Annotated in this window: 26 protein-coding genes and 1 tRNA gene; 17 read left to right on the top strand and 10 right to left on the bottom strand. The window is 62.2% G+C overall.

Annotated features, from left to right (window positions below):
- The 3 genes from aceF to lpdA form a co-directional block, all read left to right on the top strand.
- A partial coding sequence (gene aceF, locus ACCD03_RS12850) for a dihydrolipoyllysine-residue acetyltransferase (protein WP_413411854.1) occupies positions 1 to 1,402 on the top strand: 1,402 nt, incomplete at its 5' end.
- 105 nt (positions 1,403 to 1,507) lie between these two features.
- A complete protein-coding gene (locus ACCD03_RS12855) occupies positions 1,508 to 2,080 on the top strand; it encodes an MFS transporter (RefSeq protein ID WP_252691464.1) in 573 nt (190 codons plus the stop codon).
- Positions 2,081 to 2,138: 58 nt separating this feature from the next.
- Positions 2,139 to 3,920 carry a dihydrolipoyl dehydrogenase gene (gene lpdA, locus ACCD03_RS12860; RefSeq protein WP_413411855.1) on the top strand — a complete coding sequence of 594 codons (1,782 nt, stop codon included), beginning with the start codon at positions 2,139 to 2,141 and terminating at the stop codon, positions 3,918 to 3,920.
- A gap of 106 nt (positions 3,921 to 4,026) precedes the next feature.
- On the opposite strand, the gene ACCD03_RS12865 is transcribed toward lpdA, so the two are convergent.
- Together ACCD03_RS12865 and ACCD03_RS12870 are read right to left on the bottom strand one after the other, a co-directional pair.
- Positions 4,027 to 4,587: a hypothetical protein gene (locus ACCD03_RS12865; RefSeq protein ID WP_253539672.1), complete on the bottom strand. Its 561-nt coding sequence runs from the start codon at positions 4,585 to 4,587 to the stop codon at positions 4,027 to 4,029.
- A gap of 339 nt (positions 4,588 to 4,926) precedes the next feature.
- Positions 4,927 to 5,508, bottom strand: a complete 582-nt coding sequence (locus ACCD03_RS12870; protein ID WP_024975535.1) for a phasin family protein — start codon at positions 5,506 to 5,508, stop codon at positions 4,927 to 4,929.
- Positions 5,509 to 5,865: 357 nt separating this feature from the next.
- Between ACCD03_RS12870 and ACCD03_RS12875 the strand changes: the two genes are divergently transcribed.
- The 5 genes from ACCD03_RS12875 (at position 5,866) to pbpG (ending at position 10,646) form a co-directional block, all read left to right on the top strand.
- Positions 5,866 to 6,870, top strand: coding sequence for a histone deacetylase (locus tag ACCD03_RS12875; protein ID WP_413411857.1), 1,005 nt, complete (start codon positions 5,866 to 5,868; stop codon positions 6,868 to 6,870).
- The gene (locus ACCD03_RS12880; protein WP_413411858.1) at positions 6,867 to 7,784 is read left to right on the top strand and encodes a DMT family transporter; all 918 of its coding nucleotides are present in this window, start codon (positions 6,867 to 6,869) and stop codon (positions 7,782 to 7,784) included. The genes ACCD03_RS12875 and ACCD03_RS12880 overlap by 4 nt, the downstream gene beginning before the upstream one ends.
- 58 nt (positions 7,785 to 7,842) lie before the next feature.
- On the top strand, positions 7,843 to 8,286 hold the full coding sequence (locus ACCD03_RS12885) for an acyl-CoA thioesterase (RefSeq protein WP_045202974.1): 444 nt from the start codon (positions 7,843 to 7,845) through the stop codon (positions 8,284 to 8,286).
- A 15-nt stretch (positions 8,287 to 8,301) separates the two neighbouring features.
- The gene (locus ACCD03_RS12890) at positions 8,302 to 9,009 is read left to right on the top strand and encodes a nitroreductase (RefSeq protein ID WP_413411859.1); all 708 of its coding nucleotides are present in this window, start codon (positions 8,302 to 8,304) and stop codon (positions 9,007 to 9,009) included.
- Between the two features lie 440 nt (positions 9,010 to 9,449).
- The gene (gene pbpG / locus ACCD03_RS12895) at positions 9,450 to 10,646 is read left to right on the top strand and encodes a D-alanyl-D-alanine endopeptidase (protein ID WP_413411861.1); all 1,197 of its coding nucleotides are present in this window, start codon (positions 9,450 to 9,452) and stop codon (positions 10,644 to 10,646) included.
- A gap of 71 nt (positions 10,647 to 10,717) precedes the next feature.
- Here pbpG and ACCD03_RS12900 read toward each other — a convergent pair whose 3' ends face one another.
- Positions 10,718 to 11,515: an IclR family transcriptional regulator gene (locus ACCD03_RS12900; protein WP_232042937.1), complete on the bottom strand. Its 798-nt coding sequence runs from the start codon at positions 11,513 to 11,515 to the stop codon at positions 10,718 to 10,720.
- A gap of 239 nt (positions 11,516 to 11,754) precedes the next feature.
- Between ACCD03_RS12900 and ACCD03_RS12905 the strand changes: the two genes are divergently transcribed.
- From ACCD03_RS12905 to ACCD03_RS12925, 5 genes are all read left to right on the top strand, one after another.
- Positions 11,755 to 12,480 carry a (Fe-S)-binding protein gene (locus ACCD03_RS12905; protein ID WP_413411862.1) on the top strand — a complete coding sequence of 242 codons (726 nt, stop codon included), beginning with the start codon at positions 11,755 to 11,757 and terminating at the stop codon, positions 12,478 to 12,480.
- Between the two features lie 36 nt (positions 12,481 to 12,516).
- On the top strand, positions 12,517 to 13,926 hold the full coding sequence (locus tag ACCD03_RS12910) for a LutB/LldF family L-lactate oxidation iron-sulfur protein (protein WP_045202970.1): 1,410 nt from the start codon (positions 12,517 to 12,519) through the stop codon (positions 13,924 to 13,926).
- The gene (locus ACCD03_RS12915) at positions 13,923 to 14,204 is read left to right on the top strand and encodes a hypothetical protein (RefSeq protein ID WP_413411863.1); all 282 of its coding nucleotides are present in this window, start codon (positions 13,923 to 13,925) and stop codon (positions 14,202 to 14,204) included. Before ACCD03_RS12910 ends, ACCD03_RS12915 begins: the two co-directional genes overlap by 4 nt.
- A 69-nt stretch (positions 14,205 to 14,273) precedes the next feature.
- Positions 14,274 to 14,588: a TM2 domain-containing protein gene (locus ACCD03_RS12920; RefSeq protein WP_413411864.1), complete on the top strand. Its 315-nt coding sequence runs from the start codon at positions 14,274 to 14,276 to the stop codon at positions 14,586 to 14,588.
- 13 nt (positions 14,589 to 14,601) lie between these two features.
- On the top strand, positions 14,602 to 14,769 hold the full coding sequence (locus ACCD03_RS12925; RefSeq protein ID WP_045202967.1) for a hypothetical protein: 168 nt from the start codon (positions 14,602 to 14,604) through the stop codon (positions 14,767 to 14,769).
- A gap of 3 nt (positions 14,770 to 14,772) precedes the next feature.
- On the opposite strand, the gene ACCD03_RS12930 is transcribed toward ACCD03_RS12925, so the two are convergent.
- The 4 genes from ACCD03_RS12930 to ACCD03_RS12945 form a co-directional block, all read right to left on the bottom strand.
- A complete protein-coding gene (locus tag ACCD03_RS12930) occupies positions 14,773 to 15,537 on the bottom strand; it encodes an arginyltransferase (RefSeq protein WP_413411865.1) in 765 nt (254 codons plus the stop codon).
- Positions 15,524 to 16,270 carry a leucyl/phenylalanyl-tRNA--protein transferase gene (gene aat / locus ACCD03_RS12935; RefSeq protein WP_413411866.1) on the bottom strand — a complete coding sequence of 249 codons (747 nt, stop codon included), beginning with the start codon at positions 16,268 to 16,270 and terminating at the stop codon, positions 15,524 to 15,526. The genes ACCD03_RS12930 and aat overlap by 14 nt, the downstream gene beginning before the upstream one ends.
- Positions 16,271 to 16,294: 24 nt before the next feature.
- A complete protein-coding gene (locus tag ACCD03_RS12940; RefSeq protein ID WP_413411867.1) occupies positions 16,295 to 16,882 on the bottom strand; it encodes an NUDIX hydrolase in 588 nt (195 codons plus the stop codon).
- A 192-nt stretch (positions 16,883 to 17,074) separates the two neighbouring features.
- Positions 17,075 to 17,151: transfer RNA gene (locus ACCD03_RS12945), tRNA-Met, on the bottom strand.
- 229 nt (positions 17,152 to 17,380) lie between these two features.
- On the opposite strand from ACCD03_RS12945, the gene ACCD03_RS12950 reads away from it, so the two are divergent.
- The gene (locus tag ACCD03_RS12950; RefSeq protein ID WP_413411868.1) at positions 17,381 to 18,415 is read left to right on the top strand and encodes a quinone-dependent dihydroorotate dehydrogenase; all 1,035 of its coding nucleotides are present in this window, start codon (positions 17,381 to 17,383) and stop codon (positions 18,413 to 18,415) included.
- 12 nt (positions 18,416 to 18,427) lie between these two features.
- Here the strand turns inward: ACCD03_RS12950 and ACCD03_RS12955 are convergent, their stop codons facing one another.
- Positions 18,428 to 18,667 carry a hypothetical protein gene (locus tag ACCD03_RS12955; protein WP_045202963.1) on the bottom strand — a complete coding sequence of 80 codons (240 nt, stop codon included), beginning with the start codon at positions 18,665 to 18,667 and terminating at the stop codon, positions 18,428 to 18,430.
- Positions 18,668 to 19,058: 391 nt separating this feature from the next.
- Here ACCD03_RS12955 and ACCD03_RS12960 point away from each other — a divergent pair, with 391 nt between their 5' ends.
- Entirely contained in the window at positions 19,059 to 20,960 is a 1,902-nt protein-coding gene (locus ACCD03_RS12960) for a potassium transporter Kup (RefSeq protein WP_413411869.1), read from the top strand.
- An 82-nt stretch (positions 20,961 to 21,042) separates the two neighbouring features.
- Here ACCD03_RS12960 and ACCD03_RS12965 read toward each other — a convergent pair whose 3' ends face one another.
- Together ACCD03_RS12965 and ACCD03_RS12970 are read right to left on the bottom strand one after the other, a co-directional pair.
- A complete protein-coding gene (locus ACCD03_RS12965) occupies positions 21,043 to 21,501 on the bottom strand; it encodes a hypothetical protein (RefSeq protein WP_413411871.1) in 459 nt (152 codons plus the stop codon).
- 187 nt (positions 21,502 to 21,688) lie between these two features.
- Positions 21,689 to 24,022 (bottom strand): Tex family protein, encoded by a 2,334-nt coding sequence (locus ACCD03_RS12970; protein WP_413411872.1) that lies wholly within the window; start codon positions 24,020 to 24,022, stop codon positions 21,689 to 21,691.
- Positions 24,023 to 24,132: 110 nt separating this feature from the next.
- On the opposite strand from ACCD03_RS12970, the gene ACCD03_RS12975 reads away from it, so the two are divergent.
- Together ACCD03_RS12975 and ACCD03_RS12980 are read left to right on the top strand one after the other, a co-directional pair.
- Entirely contained in the window at positions 24,133 to 24,897 is a 765-nt protein-coding gene (locus ACCD03_RS12975; RefSeq protein ID WP_045202959.1) for a hypothetical protein, read from the top strand.
- A 34-nt stretch (positions 24,898 to 24,931) separates the two neighbouring features.
- Positions 24,932 to 25,135 carry a DUF465 domain-containing protein gene (locus ACCD03_RS12980; protein WP_024975554.1) on the top strand — a complete coding sequence of 68 codons (204 nt, stop codon included), beginning with the start codon at positions 24,932 to 24,934 and terminating at the stop codon, positions 25,133 to 25,135.
- The last annotated feature ends 29 nt before the right edge of the window (positions 25,136 to 25,164 follow it).

The following is a 25,164-nucleotide window of genomic DNA, read 5'->3' on the forward strand; positions in this document are numbered from 1 at the left end:
GCCCCAAGCTGCACCGGCTCCGGCCGCTGCTGCGCCGGCGCCCGCACCTGCCGCACAAGCACCGGCCTCCGCGCCCGCTGCTGCGGGTGGCGGTACGGTTGAGGTGAAAGTGCCGGACATCGGCGACTACACCGACGTGCCGGTCATCGAGATCAGCGTGAAGGTGGGCGACAAGGTGGAAGCCGAGCAGTCGCTGATCACGCTCGAATCGGACAAGGCCACGATGGATGTGCCTTCCCCGGCCGCTGGTGTCGTCAAGGAAATCCGCGTGAAGGTTGGCGATGCCGTGTCGCAAGGCACGCTGATCGTCTTGCTGGAAAGCGCAGGCGGCGCAGTTGCTGCCCCCGCACCGGCTCAAGCTCCGGCACCCGCACCGGTTGCCGCTGCACCGAGCCCGGCCCCTGCGGCTGCGCCCGCAGCTGCTCCGGCCGCAGCGCCCGCTACGTACACCGCCGATACCGTTGGTACGGTCGGCAAGGCTGCCCATGCAAGCCCCTCGGTGCGCAAGTACGCGCGTGAGCTTGGCGTGGACGTCAACCTCGTCGGTGGCACGGGTCCGAAGAACCGTATCACGCAGGAAGACGTGCAGCGCTACGTCAAGGGCGTGATGAGCGGCCAGGCCGCGGCGCCGGGCAAGGCTGCAGCGGGTGCACCAGCTGGCGGTGGCGAGCTGAACCTGCTGCCATGGCCGAAGGTCGACTTCACCAAGTTCGGCCCGATCGATCCGAAGCCACTGTCGCGTATCAAGAAGATTTCGGGTGCGAACCTGCACCGCAACTGGGTCATGATTCCGCACGTCACCAACAATGACGAAGCGGACATCACCGAGCTGGAAGCCTTCCGCGTGCAGATGAACAAGGACCACGAAAAGGCCGGCGTGAAGTTCACGATGCTGGCGTTCGTGATCAAGGCAGTCGTTGGTGCGCTCAAGAAATTCCCGACCTTCAACGCGAGCCTGGACGGCGACAACCTCGTCTTCAAGCAGTATTTCCACATCGGCTTTGCCGCCGATACGCCCAACGGGCTGATGGTGCCGGTGATCCGCGATGCGGACAAGAAGGGCCTGATCGACATCGCCAAGGAAATGGCGGACCTGTCGAAGGCTGCCCGCGAAGGCAAGCTCAAGCCGGACCAGATGCAGGGCGGCTGCTTCTCGATCTCGTCGCTGGGTGGTATTGGCGGCACGAACTTCACGCCGATCATCAACGCACCGGAAGTGGCCATCCTGGGCCTGTCGCGCGGCTATCAGAAGCCGGTTTGGGACGGCAAGCAATTCGTGCCGCGCCTGACGCTCCCGCTGTCGCTGTCGTACGATCACCGCGTGATCGACGGCGCGGAGGCTGCGCGCTTCAACGCGTATCTGGCCAGCGTGCTGGCGGACTTCCGCCGCGTTAGCCTGTAAGCCCATACGGGCCCGGCACGCATCTGGCTTCGGGCCTGTGCGTGCCGGCCCGGCTGGGTTTGCAGCGGTCGGCGGACTGGTCAGTGGACTGATGGCGAGGACGACATGACGACGTGCGTGGTGGTCAAGAAAGACGGCGAAGTAGCGATTGCGGCCGATTCACTGGTGACGTTCGGGGATACACGCTTGGCGCGCGGCTACGAGCAGAACCAGAAGATATTCCAGGTAGGCGATTCGCTGATCGCTCTGGCGGGCACGACGGCCCACTTCCCGGTCATGCGGAGCCTGCTGGCGGGGCTGGCCGATGAGTGCCGCCTCGGCACGCGCGACGACGTCTTCCGGACCTTCCTCAAGGTGCATGAAAAGCTCAAGGACGAGTATTTCGTCAACACCAAGGAAGACGACGACGACCCGTATGAGTCGTCGCAGATCACCTGCCTGATCGCCAACGCAACCGGCATCTACGGCGTCTATTCGTACCGCGAAGTGTTTGCATTCGACCGCTTCTGGGGCATCGGCTCGGGGCGCAACTTTGCGCTGGGAGCCATGTCGGCGGTGTTCGATATGCCGGGCAAGTCGGCGGCGGACGTTGCACAGGTTGGCGTGTCCGCAGGTGTGGAGTTCGACAAAAGTTCGGGCGGCCCGATCGAAGTGCACACAGTCCGTCTGCAGGATTGAAAAGCGTCAGCGGGCCCGGGCGATGCCGGGTGCCGACGACAAGAACAAGGAGTCAGGAATGAGCGTGGTGGAAATCAAGGTGCCGGACATCGGCGATTTCGATGCAGTGGAAGTCATCGAAGTGCTGATCAAGGCGGGCGATACCGTGGCGCCCGAGCAGTCGCTGATCGTGCTGGAATCCGACAAGGCAAGCATGGAAGTGCCGTCGGACGTGGCCGGCAAGATCGTTGACGTGAAGGTCAAGGTGGGCGACAAGGTCAGCAAGGGCATGGTGATCGCGACGGCGGAAGCCGGCACGGCTGCGGCTCCGGCGCCTGCTCAAGCACCGGCTGCGGCCGCGGCGCCTGCTGCCGCACCGGCAGCATCGGCTCCCGCACCGCAAGCCGCCAAGCACGCCGGCGGCGCTGACATCGAATGCGACATGCTCGTCCTCGGCTCCGGCCCGGGCGGCTACTCGGCAGCCTTCCGCAGCGCGGATCTGGGCATGAACACCGTGCTGGTCGAGCGTTTCTCCACGCTGGGCGGTGTCTGCCTGAACGTGGGCTGCATCCCGTCGAAGGCGCTGCTGCACACGGCGGCTGTCATGGACGAAGTCAAGGCGATGGCCGCACACGGGATTGTCTACAGCGAGCCGACGGTTGATATCAACCAACTGCGCAAGCACAAGGAATCCGTCATCGGCAAACTGACCGGCGGGCTGGCCGGCATGGCCAAGGCACGCAAGGTGCAAGTCGTGCGCGGCGTCGGCACGTTCCTCGATCCGAACCATCTGGAAGTCCAGCTGACGGATGGCGCTGGCAAAGCGACCACCGGTGAGAAGAAGGTCATCCGCTTCGCCAAGGCGATCATCGCTGCGGGTAGCGAGGCCGTGAAGCTGCCGTTTATTCCGGAAGACCCGCGCATCGTCGATTCGACCGGCGCGCTGGAGCTGCGCGAAGTGCCGGCCAAGATGCTGGTCATCGGTGGCGGCATCATTGGCCTGGAAATGGCCACGGTGTACAGCACACTGGGTGCCCGTATCGATGTGGTGGAAATGCTCGACGGCCTGATGCAGGGCGCTGACCGCGACCTCGTCAAGGTGTGGGACAAGATGAACAAGAGCCGCTTCGACAAGGTCATGCTCAAGACCAAGACGGTCGGGGTGGAAGCCAAGCCGGACGGCATCTACGTCAAGTTCGAAGGCGAAGCCGCACCCGCCGAGCCGCAACGCTATGACATGGTGCTGGTGGCCGTGGGCCGCGCGCCAAACGGCAAGCGCATCGGCGCGGAAAAGGCCGGCGTGGCCGTGACCGACCGCGGCTTCATCGACGTCGACAAGCAGCAGCGCACGAATGTGCCGCATATCTTCGCGATCGGCGACATCGTGGGTCAGCCGATGCTGGCACACAAGGCCGTGCATGAAGGCCATGTGGCGGCGGAAACTGCGCACGGCGAAAAGGCGTATTTCGACGCCAAGCAGATTCCGTCGGTCGCCTACACCGATCCGGAAGTGGCTTGGGCGGGCCTGACTGAAGACCAGTGCAAGGCGCAGGGCATCAAGTACAGCAAGGGCGTGTTCCCATGGGCTGCATCGGGCCGCGCGATTGCCAACGGCCGCGACGAGGGCTTCACCAAGCTCATCTTCGACGAGGAAACTCACCGCATCATCGGCGGCGGCATCGTCGGCACGCATGCGGGTGACCTTATCGGCGAGGTTTGCCTGGCCATCGAGATGGGCGCGGATGCTGTGGATATCGGCAAGACCATCCACCCGCACCCTACGCTGGGTGAGTCGGTGGGTATGGCTGCAGAAATCTACGAAGGCGTTTGCACGGACGTGCCGCCGGCTCGCAAGCGTTGAACTGCAATTAACCGCCGTATTTTAGAGCCAACTTCGAAGTCTGGCTGACAAAGAGAAGGGCCGCTCGATTGGGCGGCCCTTTGTCTTTGGCGTGATCGTTGGCCGGTCAGTGTCGAGGCTCGGTTCGGCGCCGATGCCGGCGTAGCAGGCGCACCGCCGCGATCAGGCGGCGCCATATCTGTTGCATTAACCCATGCCGCCGGGCGCGCCAGACGGCAATTCGCACCTGAAGCGCTTGCCAGGTCGGGGTTGCCTGCAGGGCGGCAATCATGCGCTGCTTCCATGCCAGAAACGCGGATTCCCAGCGCGCATACCACGCGATCGTGTGCAACTGTGGCCGAACGGCGGAATAAATGCGCACGCCCAGCCCCGTACTGACGATTTTCGCTGCGACCAGAACTATGGCGCCTGCAATGAGATGGCCCCGCGCCAGCACGTAGACGGCCGCCAGCTTGAACGGAAGCAATGCGAGCATTGGCAGGGCAAAGGCGCAGAGGGCTTCGATGGGCTCCAACTGCGCCAACTTCCGCTCCGCCGCTTGGACCCAGGGATGCGCCGCCAGACGGGCGGTTACCCGCTGCATGACGTTCCAGATCCACTCTTCTAACAGCAGGATAAGCGCAGCCGCGACGATCAGACTTCGCTTGGCCATGGATTCGCGAGACATTGGGAAGGAGAGGAGGGCGGCGAACCGCAATACAGAATGGAGCGTCGGCTGCGTGTAAAAGTTCGCAATTTGAAGAGCGAGACGTTTCCCATGCACACAAAAAACCCGGCCGAAGCCGGGCTAAAGGTACCCACTGATCACCACTGAGGACAGGTTTCGATAGCGGGACCGAGGAGACAATCGAACGAACACGGTTGAATGGACCACCGCCCGCGCATTTGGGTTCCGCGCAAATGCGCGCAAACGACGCGTTTGGAGGAGTGGCTCGACGGTCAAAACAAAACGGGCCTCCCGGAGGAGGCCCGCTTGAACAAGCAGGTAGCTGCAGCAGCTTAGCGCTTAGGCAGCGGTCGTTGCCGACTTCTTACCGGTAGCAGCGCGCGCTTGGGCCGAAGCTTGGGCAGTTGCCTTGCTCGCAGCGTTGGCGGCAGCGTGGAAGTTGCTTTCAGCCAGTTCCACAGCTTGCTTGGTAGCCTTCTGCACCGAGTCGTAGGCGTTGTTGGCGGCCGACAGAGCCGACTTCACCAGGGCAACTGCCGATTCCGAACCGGCCGGAGCGTTCTTCGACACGTTGTCGACCAGCGCTTGCAGCTTGCGGCTGTTTTCAGCGATTTGCACTTCAGCAGCCTTGCTGAATTCGGTTTGCGTGTCCGAAGCGATTTCGTACAGGTGGCGGCTGTAAGCCAGAACCTTTTCAGCCAGCGGCTGCACGGCGGCGGTTTGCACCGACAGCAGCTCTTGAGCGTCCTTGGCGGTCAGTGCCTTCTTGGCGTGTTCGACGTTCTCGGCCAGGGTAGCCTTGACGACTTGCAGGTTCAGCTCGACCAGCTTTTCGACGCCTTCAAATGCCTTGTTGGTCAGGCCGAAGAACGTTTCCAGGTTGGCCTTGTGCGCCGCAGCGATTTGTTCCTGAGTCAGCATGTTGTCTCTCCAAATACAAAGGTGGGTCGGGGAATCAAAATGAAAATTTAGATCGCCCAGATGTACAAAGCATGACGGTCAGCGTCGGGCCTTCCAGGCGACATCGCGATCAAATTAGGGATGGTGCATCGCAACAATTTCATTGTTGTTGAATGTCAAACCAGTGTCAAGCGCCATTTGTGCATCGCACAAAAATCAGAATTCGTTGATTTTTCGTGCACAGGAATTGCGCGACCAACCGTTTGGCGTAATTTTTTGTGGCAGAAAAATGCCCGTCCGTGGTGCAGGTGAAATGCATTTGACCACTTCCGGCGGTAATTCCGTCTCAAAAAACATACGAGTGCAGCGTAGGTTAGGATGCGCCCGGGTGCCATTTTTGTTGCGTTGCGATTTGTTATTCACATGCGGGCGCTCTACACCGACCATTTTGTTTTGCCGCTGCCGCCGGGCCATCGGTTCCCGATGCGCAAGTACAGCGACCTGCGGGCACGGGTTTTGGCCGACGTGCCGGGGCTGTCCCTGCATGAGGCGCCGCGCGCCGAGGACGACGCGTTGCTGCTGGCGCACACGCCCGAATATGTTGAGGCGGTAAGCGCTGGTCGGCTTGACCCGGCGCGCCAGCGCGAGATCGGGTTTCCTTGGTCGCCGGAAATGGTGGAGCGCAGCCGTCGTTCGGCGGGCGCCACTATGGCCGCGAGCGAGGCCGCGTTGGCGGAGGGGATTGCCGTCAACCTGGCGGGCGGGACGCACCATGCCTATGCGGACAAGGGCGGCGGGTTCTGTGTCTTTAATGACGCAGCCATCGCCTCGCGCTGGATGCAGCGCCAATCAGGCAGGTCGCCGGCGGATTTTCCGGTCGCCATCATTGATCTGGACGTACATCAGGGCAACGGCACGGCGTCAATCCTGCGCGATGACGCCACCGTTTTCACCTTGTCGTTGCACGGCGAGAAGAACTATCCCTTCCGCAAGGAAGCGTCGGATCTGGACATCGGCCTGCACGATGGCTGCGGCGACGAGGACTATCTACAGGCGCTGACTGGCGCACTCGATATCTTGGCGGGGCGCTTTAAGCCGCAGTTGATCATCTATCTGGCCGGCGCGGATCCGCATGAAGGCGATCGCCTCGGCCGGCTCAAATTGACCCTGCAGGGTCTGGCCCGGCGCGATCAGGAAGTCTTCGACTTCGCCTATCAACGTCGCATACCGATTGCCGTTACCATGGCGGGCGGCTACGGCAACAATATTGACGATACCGTGGCCGTTCACGCGCAGACCATCGCGCTGGCTGCCCGGCACGCACAGCGTTGGGCGGCTCGCGACGAGGCTGCCGCATCGAACTCTCTTTCGCTTTCCGCATGACCCCAGCGTCTTCCGTCGCGCCAGCCTCAGCGCGCGGCTCCCTGTTTTTCGTCGCCATGCCGTGGCTGTTCGTGCTGATCTGGAGCACGGGCTTTATCGTGGCCAAGTACGGGATGCCGTACGCCGAGCCGATCACGTTCCTGTTTTTCCGCTTCGTTGGCGTGCTGGTGTGCTTGCTGCCGCTGGTATGGCTGGCGCGCGTGCCGCTGCCACGGCGCGCCGGCACGGCCGAGACCGATTGGGTGACGGTCGGCCACATCGCTGTGGCCGGCTTGCTGATGCAATGGGGCTACCTGGCGGGCGTCTGGGCAGCGGTCAAGCTGGGCATGCCGGCAGGCATGACGGCGCTGATCGTCGGCATGCAGCCGATTCTGACCGCGCTGTATGTCTCGATGCGTGGGGAGCGCGTGTCGGGCCGACAATGGGCGGGGCTGCTGTGCGGCATCGCAGGCGTGGGTCTGGTCGTGGCCAATAAGCTGCATCTGGCGGGCGTCGGCGTGACGACGCTTGCGCTTTGTGTGGGCGCGTTGCTGTCGATCACCGTCGGCACGCTGTATCAAAAGCGCCATTGCCCGGTGTTCGACCTGCGGATGGGCGCGTGCATCCAGTTCGGGGCATCGGCGCTGCTGTGTCTGCCGTTCATGTTTCTGTTTGAGACGCGCGAGGTGCATTGGACGCTGCCGATGATTGGCTCGCTGGTGTGGTCGGTGCTGGCGTTATCAATAGGCGCAATCTCGCTGCTGTTTGTGCTGATCCGTAAAGGCGCGGCCACCAAGGTGACGTCGCTCCTGTATCTCACACCGCCGACGACCGCCGTGATGGCCTGGGCGCTTTTTGGTGAACGTTTTCCGCCGCTCGCAGCGCTGGGCATGGTGATTGCCGCGTGTGGTGTGGCGCTCGTCATCCGCAAGTGATCGAGGTTTAGCGGCTGGCGTATCCTGATCACTTTCCACCGTCACCTGCCCGCTGCCCATGAGCACGCCACGCCAGACGCGCGACGACTATCGCCACTTTCACACCATCACCACGCGTTGGATGGACAACGATGTCTACGGCCACGTCAACAACGTCGTCTATTACAGCTACTTCGACACCGTGGTGAACGCCTACCTGATCGAGCGGGGCGTCCTGAACCCCGAGCGCAGCGACACCATCGGCCTCGTCATCGAGACGCAATGCAACTACTTCGCGCCGCTGTCGTTTCCCGATCCCGTGGTGGCGGGGCTGCGCGTTGCACGCCTGGGCAATACGAGCGTGCGCTATGAGGTAGGCCTCTTCCGCGGCGACGCGCAAGAGGCCGCCGCGCAGGGCCATTTCGTGCACGTCTATGTCGACCGCGAAACACGTCGGCCGGTGCCGTTGCCCGATGCGCTGCGTGCCGTGCTTGAGCCGCTTGCGTCCAATATCACCGCTTGAATGTTCCGCTTCGCCATGACCGACCGACGTCCCATCTCCGCAGAAGTCGAACTCGTCGATCAGGCAATCACTTCGCGCCGATCCGTTCGCGCGTTCCTGCCGACGCCCGTTGCCCGCGAAGACATCGAAGCGATCCTAGACGTGGCGCGCCGTGCGCCGTCCGGCAGCAATACGCAGCCGTGGAAGGTCTATGTGCTGACGGGCGAATCGAAGGCGCGCTTGTCAGAGTCCGTGTTGGCGGCGTATGACCATCCGGAGGTCGATACGCTGCATCGAGAGGAGTATCCGTACTATCCGCGTACGTGGATTGATCCGTACCAGAGCCGGCGTCGCAAGGTCGGTTGGGATCTCTATGGCTTGCTCGGTATCGAGCGCGCCGACAAGGAACGCATGCACGCGCAGCACGCGCGCAACTTCCGCTTCTTCGATGCGCCGGTCGGCATCATCTTCACGATTGACCGTGTGATGGAGCAGGGCAGTTGGCTCGATTACGGCATGTTTCTGGAAGCCGTGATGGTCGGGGCGCGTGCTCGTGGCATCGACACGTGTCCACAGGCCGCTTTCACGCAGTTCCATCGGATCATCGCCGAGCATCTCGCGCTGACCGATGATGAGATGGTCGTCTGCGGCATGTCGATGGGTTATGCGAACCCCGCTGCCATCGAGAACACGCTCATCACTGAGCGCGCACCTGTCTCCGACTTCACTCGCTTCCTCGATTGACGTCGTCATCGCGCGATCGCCTGCACGCTACAGCGCACATCTTCGTGCAAAGCGAGAATTGGCGGAGAAAAGTCGTCGAATTATGTCAACAGATACGGCTGATCCGTCGTTAGACTTTGATCTGCGACTCAGCGTGCGACGTGCGCGTGTTGTGAGGAAGTGTTGGAGCTGGTTGTAAACCGTGATTGTTGGCATGCACGACGGAATTCACGGGGTACGCTCTCAGATTCCGGTGCTGATTCCGCACCGCTGGTCATGTGCAGCTTGCGCAACTTTCTTCGCGATTGGAACACTGCCCCGGCAGACAATTGCGTCGAAATGATGACCGAATGATAAGGCTCCCGAGGTCAAACTTTAAGGCCGTGAGCTAAGTCCTTCATCTTGCTAAGAATTTTGTTTTTGCCTACACTTGCGCCATCTCACGCGCGGGTGATCGAACCATGTCACGGTCTGTTTCCTCATTTTTTCGACGTCTCGGCTTCGTTTCGCTGATGACCGTCGCGCTCGCTGCCGTCTCCGTCGCTACCGTGGCCAACGCCGCCACGACCGACAAAAAGCCCGCTGCCAGCAAGAAAGCCAAAGTCAAATCCAAGGGTAAGATCGTCGTCAATCGCAAGGCCAGCGCCAAAGTCGCAGCGGCGAGCAGCGATGAGGTCGCCTCCACTAAAGTCCGCAAGATCGTCACCGTCAAAGGCAAGCGCCGCGTGATCATGGTCGAGCGCGGTGCACGTCCGGTGCGTGCGTCGTTCGTGCCGGCATCCCCGACCCTTGGTGAAGCGATGGGTCTGCGTTCGACGCCCGATGCGTTGGCGCTGCGTTCCTCCGTCGCGCTGGTGATGGACCAGAACAACGGCGAAGTGCTGTTCCAGAAGAATTCGTCGGCTGTGTTGCCGATTGCCTCGATCACCAAGCTGATGACTGCGTTGGTCGTGACCGACGCTCATCAGCCGATGGACGAGCTGCTTGAAATCACCGATGAAGATCGTGACTACGAGCGCAACACTGGCTCGCGTCTGCGCTTCGGCACGATGCTCACGCGTGAAGACCTCCTGCTGCTGGCGCTGATGTCGTCGGAAAACCGTGCAGCCTCGGCGCTGGGCCGCAACTATCCAGGCGGTCGTCCGGCATTCGTTGCCGCCATGAACCGCAAGGCGCATGAGCTGGGCATGAACGACACGCATTATGTCGATTCGAACGGGCTGTCGAGCAGCAACGTGTCGAGCGCACAGGACCTAGCCAAGATCGTGATGGCTGCCTACAAGGTGCCGCTCATTCGTCAATTCACCACCACCCCTGAGCACACGGTCAACGCCAACGGCCGCACGCTGCACTACGTCAACACCAACCGTCTGGTGCGTGGCGGCGAGTGGGATATCGGTCTGCAGAAGACCGGCTTCATCAACGAAGCTGGCCGCTGCCTGGTGATGCAGGCCAACGTGCATGGCCGCAACGTGGTGATGGTGTTCCTTGATTCGGCTGGCAACCTCACACGCTTTGCAGACGCCACACGCGTGCGCAATTGGCTGGAGCGCAACCCGCACATCGAGCCGGCCACGCAAGCTGCTGCGCCGTTGCGGAATGTACCTGTGTCGACGCAGCCGGCAACCGTGCTGGCTTCGGAGCAGCACGGCGCCTGAATCACGGCATCATCCAACAAAAAAGCGCGTCATCGAACGCGCTTTTTTGTTGGGCAAAACCGGCGGCTCACTCACTCTGCGCGCACGGCGTCCCCTTCGTATGTGTAGCCCATGCCTTTGGAGATCTGTAGGGCGGTGTCCTTGAGGTTGTCGAGCCAACTCTCCTGCAACCGATCTGCCGGCGCAGACAGCGACAGACCTGCTACCAGCCGCCGCGAATCGTCGTAGATCCCGGCAGCGATACAGCGCACGCCGAGTTCCAGTTCTTCGTTGTCACGTGCGTAGCCATTGGTGCGTACCCAGTTGAGTTCGCGTTCGAGCTTGGGCAAGTCCGTGATCGAGGTGCGAGTGTGACCAGACAAACCGGTACGCGTGGCATAGGCTCGCACACGGCCGACTTCGTCTGCAGCCAGGAATAGCTTGCCGACCGAAGTCAAATGCAGCGGCGCGCGGCCACCGATTGCGCGCACCACCTGCATGCCCGAGCGCTCGGAATATGCGCGTTCGATGTAGACGATCTCGTCGCCCTGGCGCACCGAGAGGTTGACGGTCTGGCCGGTCAGGCGATGCAAGGCGCGCATCGGAGCGAGGGCCGCTTCACGCACCGAAAGGCGTGCCTTGACGAGGTTGCCGAGCTCCAGCAAACGCATGCCCAGACGGTAGCTGCCCGGGTCGGAGCGATCGACGAAGCGGCAGGCCACCATGTCGTTCAGGATGCGGTGCGCGGTGGACGGGTGCAGGCCGGTGCTGGCGGAGAGCGCCTTCAGGCTGACCGGATCTGCGTGATCGGCAAGCGCGTCGAGCAGCATCATCATGCGTTCGATGACCTGGATGGACGTCTTGCCGGGGTCCTTGTCTGCTTCTGCCATGGGTGCAGTGGGTTGCGGATGCGATGCAAAATTCTATCCCACGATGTGAAAATGCGCACCATCCCGACGCATGATTCCCGGTATTTTTGAGGATTTTCTCGGTCGGCCGGCAACTGTGCTTGACGAGCCCCGTGAAGCGCACTCACCACTGACATGAAGAAGTTCTGTGCCTTGAGGGCCGCGCCGGACATGGCAGCGGGCGCATAATGGCGGCTTCCCGCAGAACACAAGAGACTCCCATGCGCGTAGGTTTGTTCGTCACTTGCCTCATTGATCTGATGCGGCCCGACATCGGGTTTTCGGTGCTTAAACTGCTGGAAAAGGCCGGCTACGACGTTGTCGTGCCGCCTGCGCAGACCTGCTGCGGCCAGCCCGCCTACAACTCGGGCGATCGGCCGCTGGCGCGCGATCTGGCGGAGAAAACGCTCAAGGAATTCGAGCAGTTCGACTACGTCGTCATCCCGTCTGGTTCGTGCGGCGGCATGATCCGCAAGGGCTACGCCGATCTCTTTCGAGACGATCCGGAGCTCGCGGGCCGCTACGAGCGCCTGGCGCCGCGTGTGTACGAATTGACGGACTTTCTCGTCAACGTGGCTCGGGTCGAAACGCTCGATTCCCAATTTCACGGCCACGTCACGTACCACGATTCGTGCTCTGGCCTGCGCGAGTTGGGCGTGAAAACACAGCCGCGAGAGCTGCTCGGCAAACTGCCGGGTGTGCAGTTGACCGAGATGCCTGCATGCGAGGCGTGCTGCGGTTTCGGCGGCACGTTCTCGATCAAGTACGGCGATATCTCCACTGCCATCGCGGATGAAAAATGCGCCAACATCAAGGCCAGCGGCGCCGACGCCGTGGTGCTCGGTGATGTAGGGTGCATGCTCAACATCGAAGGCCGGCTGCGCCGTACGGGCGACACGCACACGCGTGTGCTGCACATCGCGCAAGTCCTTGCCGGCGACGCGTAAATCGCAACGCCAAGAACACGACGGAGACGCAATCGCATGCAAGTCCGCAGCATGGAATTCAAGGCGCGCGCCGGGCAGAAGCTCGCCGACAAGCGCCTGCAACAGAACCTTACCAAGCTCTCGACCAAGTTCGTCACCGCACGCGCGGCGGCCATCCAAGAGATCGATTTTCCTGCCACGCGCGAAGCGCTGAAGGAGCGCCGCAACCGCGCGCTGGAAAACCTCGACGTCTGGCTCGCCACGTTCGAGGCAGAGGCCACGCGCCGTGGCGCCAAGGTGCTGTTTGCCGAAACCACGGCCGATGCCGCACGCCTGGTCGCAGAAATTGCCCGCAAGCACGAGGTGAAAAAGGTCATCAAGAGCAAGTCGATGGTGACCGAAGAGATGCGCTTGAACCAAGTGCTCGGCGAGATGGGCGTGCAGAGCATCGAGACCGATCTTGGCGAGTACATCCTGCAGATCAACGACAGCGAGCCGCCGTCGCACATCATTGCGCCGGTGGTGCACAAGGACAAGGAGGAGATCGCCGATCTCTTCGCCAAGACGCACAACAAGCCGCGCCTGACCGACATTCCTGAGATGACGCGGGAGGCCCGCGAAGTGCTGCGGCCCCAGTTTCTGTCCGCTGACATGGGCGTGACGGGCGGAAACTTCATCATTGCCGAGACGGGTTCCGTTGCCATCGTCACGAACGAAGGCAACGAAGGCATGTGCACGATCCTGCCGCGCGTGCACGTTGCCGTGACTGGCATCGAGAAGGTGCTGCCGACGCTCGAAGATCTCGCGACCGTCATGCGCTTGCTGCCGCGATCAGCCACGGGGCAGGCGATCTCGAACTATTTCTCGCTGTTGACTGGCCCGCGCGCGCCCGGCGAGAAGGATGGCCCCGAGCATATGTACTTCGTCATCGTCGACGGCGGCCGGAGCGGCCTGATCGGCGGCGAATTCCAGGAGATGCTGCGTTGTATCCGATGCGGCGCGTGCATGAACCATTGCCCGGTCTATCAGAAGATCGGAGGTCATGCTTATGGCTGGGTGTATCCGGGCCCGATGGGCAGCGTGCTGACGCCAAGCTACGTTGGTCTGTCGAACGCGTTGGACCTTCCGCAAGCGGCCACGCTGTGCGGCGAATGCAATCGCGTGTGCCCTGCGTCCATTCCGTTGTCGGATTTGCTGCGCACGCTGCGCGAGAAGCAAATGGAGCGCGAACTGCGCCCGCAATCGGAGCGCCTTGGCTTGCGCATGTGGGGCTTCATGGCTCGGCGACCGGCACTGTACTCGGCCGGCACCTGGGTTGCCGCACGCGTGCTGCGCTGGATGGGCGGTGACAAGAAGCTGATCCATTCGCTGCCCGTCGGAAAAGGTTGGACCGACACACGTGACATGCCGGCCCCCGCGGGTAAAACGTTCCGCGAGCTGTACCGTGAAAAGAAGGCCCGAGCATGACCACCGCCGAATCCCTCCAGACACTGCGCGACGCGCTTGATCGTCACGCAAAGTCGCCCGACCTGCCGCGCTTGCTCAACCAGTGGCGCGACGATGCCGTGCTCGCGCCGTTGGCGGTCTTGCCGTCGGCGTACGACCAGGTGCGGCGTTCCTTGCTGCAGCGGCTGGACATGGCGGTGTCGTTTGGCGAGGAAAGCTGCTCGTTCTCGCCATCGTCGTTGCTCGCGGAAATGCGTTTGTGGACGGACAAGGCTGAGGCCAAGCTCGCCAGCATGTAATCGAGAGGCGACATGGAACGCGGGATGCGTGCTAGTGTCTGACTGCTTATTCCCGCTTCAGCCCATGCCATGAATCAAACCGCTCGCGAAATCATGCTGTACGACGCCCAGAAAAAGAGTTCGGGCGTAGCCTACCTCTGGTGGTTTCTGTTGGGTTTTCTTGGGGCACATCGCTTCTATCTGAAGCGGCCGGGCAGCGGTATCGCACAGGCCATTGCCAACATCGGGGGCACATGGCTGGCATTTCGTGACATGGGTAACACCGCAGGCTGGGTGCTGGCCGTCATCGGCGGGCTTTGGGTGCTGGTGGACATGTTCCTGATCCCGGGGATGGTCCGCGCATACAACACGGTGCTCGCTGAGCAGCTTTCGACCGCTCCCTGAAAGGAATGGACCTATGAGAGAAATGACTTGGTGGAAGCGTGCCGCGCTGTGGGCGGCAGGTTTGGCTTGCGTGGGCGGGGCCTTGGCAGGTTGTACGACTTCGCGCGATCAATACAGCCAGAGTTCCAACATCAGCACGTACGGCGTAGTCGACGTCGGGATCGAACGCACGTCGCGCTGATCATCACTCCGTGGCTAGGGGCGCTACGTCCTCAAACCGTCGCCACTCGCCATTGACGAGCAGTTCCAGCGGCTGGAACAGCGCCTTATAGGCCATCTTCCGGCTCTGTTCGATCCAGTAGCCGAGATAAACGTAGGGCAGATCCAGCGCTTGCGCCTGGGCGATCTGCCACAGGACGTTGTACGTTCCGTAACTCGCCTTCTGTTCGATCGGGTCGTAGAACGTGTAGACAGACGACAACCCGTCCTCCAGCACGTCGATCATGCTGACCATGCGCAGCTTGCCAGCCGATGGCGATTCGGGCGGCTCTCGAAACTCCACCAAACGCGAATTCACCCGGCTCTGCAGCAGAAACTGCTCGTATTGATCGCGGCTGTCGTGGTCCATGCCGCCACCCGCATGGCGGACCGACTGGTACAGCAGATAGAGCTGATAGTGCTCTTCGACATAGGTAAGCGGTGCAACCAGCGCCTCAAGCCCTTGATGCCGCTCGGCGGCACGGCGTTGCGCACGCGACGGCTCATATCGATCAACGACGACGCGGCATGGCGTGCATGCATGGCAGTCATCGCAATGCGGGCGGTAGGTGAAGATGCCGCTACGCCGGAAGCCGGCGCGCACGAGCTTTGAATAGACGTCGGCATTGATCAGGTGCGCCGGCGTGGCGACCTGCGAGCGCGCCAGGCGGCCATCGAGATAGCTGCATGCGTAAGGCGCGGTGGCATAGAACTGCAATGCCGAGAGGGGGAGTTCCTTAAGCTTGCTCATTGCGCACGGTCCACCGGCGGAGCACCGATTTGTCGAAGTGCCACGGCACAATGGCCGGCGCGTTGGCCGCCTCCCGCACATGTGCGAGAAACGCCTCGCGCGGCACCGGGGCACCGCCCAGCGATGCCAGATGCTCGGTCTCCTGCTGGCAGTCTATCATCGCGACGCCCTGACCGCCGAGGAAGGCGCAGAGCGCCGCCAGCGCGACTTTTGAAGCATCGGTGCGGTGCGCAAACATCGATTCGCCGTAGAACATGCGGCCGAGCGCCACGCCGTACAAGCCGCCCACGCGTTGGCCGGCGTGCCACGTCTCGACGCTGTGCGCGTAGCCGCGGCGGTGCAGGGCGGTATAGGCCTGAATGACGTCTTCGGTGATCCACGTGCCGTGCTGCCCAGGGCGCGCGGTGGTGGCACACGCGACCATCGTTTCGCGGAAGGCGTGGTCGATGCGGATTTCCCAGGCCGGGTCGTCAAGCACGCGGCGCAGCGTCTTGCGAAAGGTAGTTGAGACGCGAAATTCTTCGGGGCGAAGCACCATGCGCGGGTCGGTGCTCCACCACAGCACCGGCTGGCCCTGGGCATACCACGGAAAAATGCCTTGCCGATACGCGATCAGCAGCCGTTGCGGCGATAGCTCCGCGCTGGCGGCCAGTAGCCCCGGCGCTTCGGATTCTGGCCCGAGCGCGCGATCGACCGGCGGGAAGGGATCGTGCGGATCCAGCCAGGCGATCATGATGCAGACAACGTGAGGTAGGCGTTACGGCGTCGTGGCCGGCGTGTCGATCGCGGCTGAGCGCATCGGCTTGTAGATGTCGAGCGTGTGCAGGCGGAAGCTGCCGTCGGCCAGCTTGCCAGCCGCGCGGTCGGCGAAGAAGCAACGCAGCGTGTGGATGACAGTCGGGAAGGCCAGATCGTCCCAGGGGATATCAGCCTCGCGGAAGAGTGCGACTTCCAGACTTTCTTCGCCCGGTGCGAAATCCAGATCGTTTAGTTTGGCCAGGTAGAACAAGTGCACTTGATGCACGTGCGGCACGTTGAGTACCGAATACAACTCGCCGATTTCGACGTTGGCGCCGGCTTCTTCCTGCGTTTCCCGGTTCGCGGCCTGGGCGGTCGTCTCCCCGATTTCCATGAAGCCTGCGGGTAAGGTCCAGAAGCCGTAGCGGGGTTCAATGGCGCGCTTGCACAGGAGGATCTGATCGTTCCAAACGGGCACGGTGCCGACCACGTTGCGCGGATTCACATAGTGAATCGTATTGCAATGGTCGCAAACGTCGCGCGGTCGGTTGTCACCGGCAGGAATGCGCGAGACGACTGACTGGCCGCAGTTGGAACAGAATTTCATGGGGAATCGTCGCGGGTGGAATATCTCAGTGTATCACCGCGGCGGAGCGGCCCCGCGCGGCGCAGGGTGGGGTGAGAGTATCCACTGAGTTGCACGCAAAACGATGCGTGGAGACGTAGAAAAGCAAAAAGCCCGCTGTGTGCGGGCTTGATGTTTCGGCTCAGGTCTTGGAGCGAGCCGTTCTACTTTGGCTGGTTGCGGGGGCAGGATTTGAACCTGCGACCTTCGGGTTATGAGCCCGACGAGCTGCCAGACTGCTCCACCCCGCGTCCGTCGAATAAAAAATTATAGCGACATCCGTGCGGCGATGCAACACTTTTCTCACGCGGCATGCATATTGATGGTGCTCGTTACCCGTGTAACGAGTCGCGAAGCCAAGCGCGGACTGGTCTTTGGACACTTCGTGCCTAGCCGTGTTCGAAAGCGGCGCGCACGGTGCATTGCGGCGTGCCGGCCGTTTACAATGCCGCCTTTCGCGTTCTTCTCTTGATTCCGATCGTGCTCAACGCCCTGTACCCGCTTGCCCGCCCGCTGCTGTTTTCGATGGATCCCGAAGAGGCGCATCACTTCACGCTGAACCAGCTCAAGCGGGCACACGCGATGGGGCTCTCGGGCTGCATCGGTGCGCGCGTAGCCCCGCAGCCGCGCACGGTGATGGGCGTGACGTTTCCCAACCCGGTCGGGCTGGCGGCTGGCTTGGATAAGGACGGTGCGTATATCGATGCGCTCGGCGCGCTCGGCTTCGGTTTTATTGAAGTCGGCACGGTCACGCCGCGCGCGCAGCCGGGCAACCCGCGCCCACGCATGTTCCGTTTGCCGGCGGCCAATGCGCTCATCAATCGCATGGGTTTCAACAACGGCGGTGTCGATGCGTTTATCAATAACGTGAAGGCATCGAAGTGGCGCGAGGCGGGCGGCGTGCTCGGCCTGAACATCGGCAAGAACGCTGACACGCCCATCGAGCGCGCTGTCGACGATTACCTGCATTGCCTCAAGCGTGTGTATCCGCACGCGAGCTACGTGACAGTCAACATTTCGTCGCCGAACACGAAGAACCTGCGTCAACTGCAGGGCGCGAGCGAGCTGGACAGCCTGCTCGGTACGCTGCGCGACGCGCAACAGCGTCTGGCAGACCAGCATAAGCGCTACGTGCCGGTGGCACTGAAGATTGCGCCGGACCTGGATGACGACCAGATTGCCAACGTTGCCGACGCGCTACTGCGCCACAAAATGGACGGCGTGATTGCGACCAACACGACGATCAGCCGCGAGGCCGTCGCTGGTCTGGCGCATGCGGAAGAGGCGGGTGGCCTGTCGGGTCAGCCCGTGCGTGAGGCTTCGACGCGGGTAATTCGCGCATTACATGGTTTGCTGGGCGATGCGGTGCCCATCATTGGCGTGGGCGGCATCCTCGCCGGGGAGCATGCGCGCGAGAAGATCGATGCTGGCGCGCAGCTGGTACAGCTGTATACGGGGTTGATCTATCGCGGCCCCGCGCTGGTTGCGGAATGCGCCCGCGCACTGGCGCATTGAAGGCGGCCGCGCTCAGCGGCGAAGCAGGAAGATGATGAGCGCGCTGGCGGCCACCACGGCGGCTGCCAAGTCGTACGGGCCAGCATAATCGGCCCACACAGTTGGGTCGAGCCGCTGCATGAAAGCCGGTTGTGCCAACGGCAGGATCATGCGCGGGATCGCAAACAATAGGGCGGCCACGACCAGCAGCACAATCAATGCGGTCAGCGAAGGCTTGGAATGCCCCAAGATGCGGATGGATGAGTGGGGCAAGGCCGTCCCCGTTTCGGAAATGCCGGGCGGCTGATTACCAGTCGCCCAACATAATTTTGCAATAAAGGTTTGTCAGGCATTTTCCTACAAAGTTCTGTCGGCTGCAGTCCTACTTTCGACCATGTGCAGCACAGCATGCATAACGTGTTGCCTGCGAACCAAGGGGCCCGACCCGCGCTGCACAATGTGCTTTATTCGGTATCTGTGTGCCAGGGCAATGTTTTTTCGGCCCTGCAGAACGCTTTATCGGTATGGCTGTACAGCGTGATGCACCGCGGCAACGAATGCCCGCCCGAGGGGTTGGCGTGGCGGAGGCGGGGAGTACAATCCGCCCTCATTGTGCAATGCACGATTTTTTGAGCGGCCAGCAATCCGCCCGATTTCCAAGTTCATGAGTCAAGCTCTTACAGCAACAGGGTCGCCCCAGACCAACGTGAACCTGCGCGCCATGGTGATTGGTGCCGTGGGTGTGGTGTTCGGAGACATCGGCACCAGCCCGCTGTATTCGCTCAAGGAGTGCTTCAGCCCCGAGCACGGCATTCCCTTCTCCAGCGGGGCGGTGCTCGGCATCATCTCCATGCTGTTCTGGGCGATGGTGATCGTGGTGTCGCTCAAATATGTGCTGTTCGTCATGCGCGCCGACAATAACGGCGAGGGCGGCATCCTTGCGCTGATGGCGCTGTCGCTGCGTACGGCCAATACCAATTCCAAACGCATGTCGCTGTTGATGATGCTGGGCGTCTTCGGGGCCTGCATGTTCTATGGCGATGCGGTGATCACGCCGGCCATCTCTGTCCTGTCGGCCATGGAAGGTCTTGAAATTGCCGCGCCAGCATTGACGCCGTTCGTCTTGCCGATCACGCTCGTGATCCTGGCAGTGCTGTTCTTCATCCAGCGCAGCGGCACGTCGGTGGTCGGCAAGTTGTTCGGTCCGGTGATGCTGCTGTGGTTTGCCGCGCTGGCCGCGCTGGGCATGATGAATCTGGTGAAGGCGCCGCAGATACTGGTGGCCGTTAACCCGATGTATGCGATTTCGTTCCTGCACGACCATGCGCTGCAGGCGTTCATTGTGCTGGGCTCGGTGTTCCTGGTGCTGACCGGCGCTGAGGCGCTGTACGCCGACATGGGCCACTTCGGCGCCCGTCCGATCCGCTGGGCGTGGTTCTTTATCGTGGCGCCGAGCCTGCTGCTGAACTACTTCGGCCAAGGCGCGATGTTGCTGACCGACCCGAGCACCATCGAAAACCCGTTCTACCGTTCGGTGCCGGAAGCGTTGCAACTCCCGATGGTGGTGCTGGCAGCGGCGGCTACCGTCATTGCCTCGCAGGCCGTGATTTCGGGCGCGTTTTCGCTGACGAGCCAGGCGATTCAGCTGGGTTTTGTGCCGCGCATGCGCATTCGCTACACCTCGGAAGCCGAGATCGGCCAGATCTATGTGCCGATGGTCAACTGGATGCTGCTGATCCTGGTGGTGGGCGTGGTGCTGGCGTTCAAGAAGTCCGACAACCTAGCCGCCGCCTACGGCATTGCCGTGACGACCACGATGGTCATCACGACAGTGCTGGCGGCAGTGGTGATGCGCTCGGTCTGGCGTTGGCACCCGGCGCTTGTGACGCTCGTGAGCCTTTGTTTCCTGGTGGTCGACATGGCATTCTTCTCGGCCAACCTCTTGAAGATTCGCGATGGAGGTTGGTTCCCGTTGACGCTGGGCGCCGGTGTGTTCTTCCTGCTGATGACTTGGTACAAGGGCAAGAAGCTTTTGCGTGCTCGCAGCCTGGAGGATGGCATTCCGCTCGAACCGTTCTTGGCGGGCTTGCTGGCGCATCCGCCGCATCGTGTCGAGGGCACGGCGGTTTTCCTGACCGGCAATACCGAGTTTGTGCCGGTGTCGTTGCTGCATAACCTCAAGCACAACCGCGTGCTTCACGAGCGCGTGATCTTTATCAGCTTCGTCACGCGCGATATTCCCTACGTGGACGACAAAAACCGGGTGTCCGTGCGCGATCTGGGCAGCGGCATCTACATCGTCAAGGCGGAATACGGCTTCAAGGAAACGCCGGACGTGTACCGCGTGCTCGAACTCGGTCAGCCGCAGATCGGCACGCGCTGCGAGCTGATGGATACGTCGTTCTTCATCGCGCGCGAATCGGTGGTGCCGTCCAAGTTGCCGGGCATGTCGATGTGGCGCGAGCGTCTGTTTGCGTGGATGCATCAGAACGGCGCCAAGCCCTCGGACTTCTTCCACATCCCCGCGAACCGTGTGGTGGAGTTGGGTACGAAGGTCGAGATCTGACCGACCGTATCGCTGCATAACAAACGGCCCGTGCGAGAGAGACGCACGGGCCGTTTTGTTTGGGTGTCAGGCGATGTTCGGGTTAGATCTTCGACGCGTCGTGGTCGCGCTTGTGCACTTCGTGGTTGCGCGCGTGTACGTCGTGGTTGCGATCCTTGACGTTGGCGTGCAGGTCCTTGCGGTCCTGATGCAAGTCACGGCTGTCGGCATTGACCTGATGCTGATCTTGAGCGCGTTGTTTGCTCCAGTATTCGGCACCCTTGACGTTGCCGTTTGCCAGGTCGCGGTCTTCGCGGCGTTGCGCGGTGTTGCGCTCGGCGCGTTCGTCAGTCAGCGCGGTCTTGTCTTTGCCGATATCGGCACGGTCGTGGTGAATGTCGCGGTTGTCGTGACGGATGTCACGGTTGTCCTGATGAATTTTCTGATTGTCTTGCTGGACTTGCGTAACAGGCGACACAGGAGCCGGCGGCGTGCTCTGCGCGAAAGCGGCGGTACCGGCAACAGCAAGCAGGGCAGCGATCAGGGTGTGGCTCGTCTTCATGGAGTTTCTCCTCGCGGGTGCCAGGCGGTGTGTGCCTGTGTCTCCATAACGGGCCGATAAGGCGGGTCGACGACGCGCGAGTGTTAGGAAAGATCCATGCGCGTAAGGACTTGTAACGGATGCGCTCAGCCATGAAAAAACCCGCCGAGTCCGAAAACCGGGCGGGCTCCGCTAAACAGAATCTGCGTTAGCGCTTGAGCTTGGCGAAGGCTTCCGCCATGGCGCCGGACGGTTCCGGCGCGCGACGCTGCTGGCCGCCGTGGCGATTGCCGCTACTGCTCGGGCGATCACCGCCGCCGGTACGCGCAGCTGCCTGGCCGGGCTCGTCAGACAGGCGCATCGTCAGACCAATGCGGTTACGCTTCACGTCGACTTCCATCACCTTGACCTTGACGATCTGGCCGGGCTTGACCACCTCGTGCGGGTCGCGCACGAACTTGGTCGACAGCGCCGACACGTGTACCAGACCATCCTGATGCACGCCGATGTCGATGAACGCGCCAAACGCTGCCACGTTTGTCACCACGCCTTCGAGCACCATGCCCGGCTGCAGGTCCTTGATGTCTTCCACGCCGTCCTGGAATGTCGCCGTCTTGAACTCGGGGCGGGGGTCGCGGCCGGGCTTCTCCAGTTCAGAAAGAATGTCGACGACGGTCGGCAGGCCGAACTTCTCGTCGGTGAAGTCGCGAGCGGTCAGGCCGCGCAGCGCCTCGCGGTTGCCGAGCACGTCGCCGATGCCTTTCTTGATGCTGTCCAGAATGCGCTTGACCACCGGATACGCCTCGGGGTGCACCGAGGAGCGATCGAGCGGATTGTCGCCGTCATTGATGCGCAGAAAGCCGGCGGCCTGCTCGAAGGTTTTGTCGCCCAGGCGCGGCACTTTCTTGAGCGCGTCGCGGTTGGTGAACGCGCCGTTGGCATCACGATATTCGACGATGTTCTTGGCAAGAATCGAGTTCAGCCCCGAGACACGCGCCAGTAGCGGGGCAGAGGCCGTGTTCACATCCACGCCGACCGCGTTGACGCAATCCTCGACGATGGCGTCCAGCGCGCGGGCCAGCTCGCGCTGGTTCACGTCGTGCTGATATTGGCCGACGCCGATCGACTTCGGGTCGATCTTCACGAGTTCGGCCAGCGGATCTTGCAGGCGACGCGCGATCGACACCGCGCCACGCAGCGACACATCCAGCTCCGGGAATTCCTTGGCCGCCAGCTCCGACGCCGAATACACCGACGCGCCGGCCTCGCTCACCACGATCTTGGTCAGCTTCAGCTCCGGCGCGTTACGCATGAGGTCTTGCACCAGCTTGTCGGTCTCGCGGCTTGCTGTGCCGTTGCCGATGGAAACCAGTGCCACGCCGTGCTGCTTGGCCAACCGCGCGAGGGTGGCCAGCGAACCGTTCCAGTCGCGGCGCGGTTCGTGCGGGTAGATCGTGGCGGTTTCAAGCAGCTTGCCGGTGTGGTCAACCACGGCGATCTTGCAGCCCGTGCGGATGCCCGGATCGACGCCCATTACTGCCTTGGGGCCAGCCGGCGCCGCCAGCAGCAGGTCGTGCAGATTGCGACCGAAGATCTTGATGGCCTCGGCCTCGGCGGATTCGCGCAGCTGCGTGAGCAGCTCGGTTTCGATATGCGGCTGGACCTTTACGCGCCAGCACCAGCGGCATACATCCGACAGCCACTTGTCAGCCGGGCGGCCCTTGTTTTCGATGCCGACATGGCGCGCGATCATGACTTCGCACGGGTGGGGACTCAGCGCGTCCTGTTCTTCGCCCAAACCGAGCTTGACGAACAGCACGCCCGCGTTGCGGCCGCGGAATAGCGCCAATGCGCGGTGCGACGGCACATTGCGGATCGGTTCGCTGTAGGCGTAGTAATCGCGGAATTTCTCTTCTTCGGCAGTTTCCTTGCCTTCCACCACCGTCGACGAAACCTGGCCCTGATTCCAAAGGTGGTCGCGCACCTTGCCCAGCAGCTCGGCCGTCTCGCCAAATTGTTCGGAGAGGATGTCGCGCGCGCCGTCCAGCGCGGCCTTTACGTCGGGGACGCCGCCATCGGCGGTCGGATTGCCGTTGACGAACTTGGCGGCTTCCGCTTGAGGATCGAGCGTCGGGTCGGCCAGCAGGGCCTGGGCCAACGGCTCAAGGCCGCATTCGCGGGCGATCTGGGCGCGCGTGCGGCGCTTGGGCTTGTAGGGCAGGTAGAGATCTTCCAGCACCTGCTTGGTCTCGGCCGCCTCGATGGCGGTGCGCAGGGCATCGGTCAGCTTGCCTTGCTCTTCAATGGAAGCCAGGATGGCTGCGCGGCGGCCTTCCAGTTCGCGCAGGTACAGCAGGCGCTCTTCCAGGTTGCGCAGTTGCGTGTCGTCCAGGTTGTCCGTCACTTCCTTTCGGTAACGTGCAATGAAGGGCACGGTGGCGCCTTCGTCCAGCAGTTGCACGGCGGCGGCAACCTGCTGCGGCCTGACCGCCAGTTCAATGGCGATGCGGGAGACGATCTTCTGCAACACGGAATCAGTCATTGCTTCCAGAGAGTGCGATGGAAAGCCGCGCATTTTGCCACAACGCGAACCCTGTTCCTGAGCTGAAATCCGTGGCCGCGCGGCGTTTGCCGCACAGGCGCGGTGATAAAATGCGCGTTATGCCTACGCTCCTGTTTTCTGCCCGTCGCCGCGCAGCTGCGCGCCGCGCTTCCCGTCTGGTTCTGCCGGCGTCCGTGCTTAGTGTTGCGCTGCTTGCCGCGCCCGCATGGAGCCAGTCTCCGCCGGCCTCCGCGCCAGCCGCTGCGGTGCCCGCCACGCAGCCCGATTTCGGTGCCGAACACGATCGCATCACCAGCGCCAAAGCATGGGCGGAATACCGCTACGCCCAGGCCGAGCGCGCTTGCTACGATAAATTCTTCGTCACGCGCTGCATCGACAAGGCCAAGGATGTGCGTCGCACGGAGCTCCACACCATCCGCGAACGTGAGTTGGCACTGGACGAAGCCGAGCGTGCCGACCGCGCTGCCCGCCGCGACCAGGAGCGCGCCATCCGCGAGGCTCAGTACAACGCCGAGCGTCCCCAGCGCGAAGCCGCCGAGCAGAAGAATCGCACCGATTTCGCGAACAAGCAGGAGCAGCAGCGTCTGAATGAAGCGCAGCGCCAAGCCGAAGCGCCGCAGCGCGCCGCCAATGCGCAGGCTGAGGCCAAGAAGCAGGCCGATTACGACGCCAAGCTGAAGGCGGCGCAGGAGCAGGGCGCTGCCAATGCAGCCAAGCGTGCGGAAAGCGTCAAGCAATTCCAGGAAAAGCAGCAAGACGCTGCCAAGCGCCAGAAGGAATTGGAAGAGCGCCGCGAACAAACCAAGCACCGCAAAGAGCAAAACCAGAACAACACCAGTCCGCTGGGGTTCTAAACTTCAGCCAAGGCCGGGTTTCCGGAGGAGAGCGATGGACAGCGATCTGAATACGATCTCGCGTCGCATCATTGAATTGCAGATCGAGCACCGCGATCTCGATTTCCTGATCGATCGGCTGGCAGGTACGGCCGGTCACGACGAGTTGCAGCTGCGCCGCCTCAAGAAGCGCCGCCTGAAACTCAAGGACACCATCACCCTGCTACAGTTGCAGCTTGAGCCGGACGTGCCGGCTTAGCGCCTGCCCAAAGTTGGTTCGATTTTCAT

Origin of the sequence: Ralstonia sp. Ralssp135 (genome assembly GCF_047304345.1) — a bacterium.
Taxonomy (GTDB): domain Bacteria; phylum Pseudomonadota; class Gammaproteobacteria; order Burkholderiales; family Burkholderiaceae; genus Ralstonia; species Ralstonia chuxiongensis.

Coding starts and splice junctions, on each gene's coding strand:
- ACCD03_RS12855 (WP_252691464.1), top strand. CDS start 1,508: ATGACGACGTGCGTGGTGGTCAAGAAAGACGGCGAAGTAGCGATTGCG.
- lpdA (WP_413411855.1), top strand. CDS start 2,139: ATGAGCGTGGTGGAAATCAAGGTGCCGGACATCGGCGATTTCGATGCA.
- ACCD03_RS12865 (WP_253539672.1), bottom strand. CDS start 4,587: ATGTCTCGCGAATCCATGGCCAAGCGAAGTCTGATCGTCGCGGCTGCG.
- ACCD03_RS12870 (WP_024975535.1), bottom strand. CDS start 5,508: ATGCTGACTCAGGAACAAATCGCTGCGGCGCACAAGGCCAACCTGGAA.
- ACCD03_RS12875 (WP_413411857.1), top strand. CDS start 5,866: ATGCGCCCGGGTGCCATTTTTGTTGCGTTGCGATTTGTTATTCACATG.
- ACCD03_RS12880 (WP_413411858.1), top strand. CDS start 6,867: ATGACCCCAGCGTCTTCCGTCGCGCCAGCCTCAGCGCGCGGCTCCCTG.
- ACCD03_RS12885 (WP_045202974.1), top strand. CDS start 7,843: ATGAGCACGCCACGCCAGACGCGCGACGACTATCGCCACTTTCACACC.
- ACCD03_RS12890 (WP_413411859.1), top strand. CDS start 8,302: ATGACCGACCGACGTCCCATCTCCGCAGAAGTCGAACTCGTCGATCAG.
- pbpG (WP_413411861.1), top strand. CDS start 9,450: ATGTCACGGTCTGTTTCCTCATTTTTTCGACGTCTCGGCTTCGTTTCG.
- ACCD03_RS12900 (WP_232042937.1), bottom strand. CDS start 11,515: ATGGCAGAAGCAGACAAGGACCCCGGCAAGACGTCCATCCAGGTCATC.
- ACCD03_RS12905 (WP_413411862.1), top strand. CDS start 11,755: ATGCGCGTAGGTTTGTTCGTCACTTGCCTCATTGATCTGATGCGGCCC.
- ACCD03_RS12910 (WP_045202970.1), top strand. CDS start 12,517: ATGCAAGTCCGCAGCATGGAATTCAAGGCGCGCGCCGGGCAGAAGCTC.
- ACCD03_RS12915 (WP_413411863.1), top strand. CDS start 13,923: ATGACCACCGCCGAATCCCTCCAGACACTGCGCGACGCGCTTGATCGT.
- ACCD03_RS12920 (WP_413411864.1), top strand. CDS start 14,274: ATGAATCAAACCGCTCGCGAAATCATGCTGTACGACGCCCAGAAAAAG.
- ACCD03_RS12925 (WP_045202967.1), top strand. CDS start 14,602: ATGAGAGAAATGACTTGGTGGAAGCGTGCCGCGCTGTGGGCGGCAGGT.
- ACCD03_RS12930 (WP_413411865.1), bottom strand. CDS start 15,537: ATGAGCAAGCTTAAGGAACTCCCCCTCTCGGCATTGCAGTTCTATGCC.
- aat (WP_413411866.1), bottom strand. CDS start 16,270: ATGATCGCCTGGCTGGATCCGCACGATCCCTTCCCGCCGGTCGATCGC.
- ACCD03_RS12940 (WP_413411867.1), bottom strand. CDS start 16,882: ATGAAATTCTGTTCCAACTGCGGCCAGTCAGTCGTCTCGCGCATTCCT.
- ACCD03_RS12960 (WP_413411869.1), top strand. CDS start 19,059: ATGAGTCAAGCTCTTACAGCAACAGGGTCGCCCCAGACCAACGTGAAC.
- ACCD03_RS12965 (WP_413411871.1), bottom strand. CDS start 21,501: ATGAAGACGAGCCACACCCTGATCGCTGCCCTGCTTGCTGTTGCCGGT.
- ACCD03_RS12970 (WP_413411872.1), bottom strand. CDS start 24,022: ATGACTGATTCCGTGTTGCAGAAGATCGTCTCCCGCATCGCCATTGAA.
- ACCD03_RS12975 (WP_045202959.1), top strand. CDS start 24,133: ATGCGCGTTATGCCTACGCTCCTGTTTTCTGCCCGTCGCCGCGCAGCT.
- ACCD03_RS12980 (WP_024975554.1), top strand. CDS start 24,932: ATGGACAGCGATCTGAATACGATCTCGCGTCGCATCATTGAATTGCAG.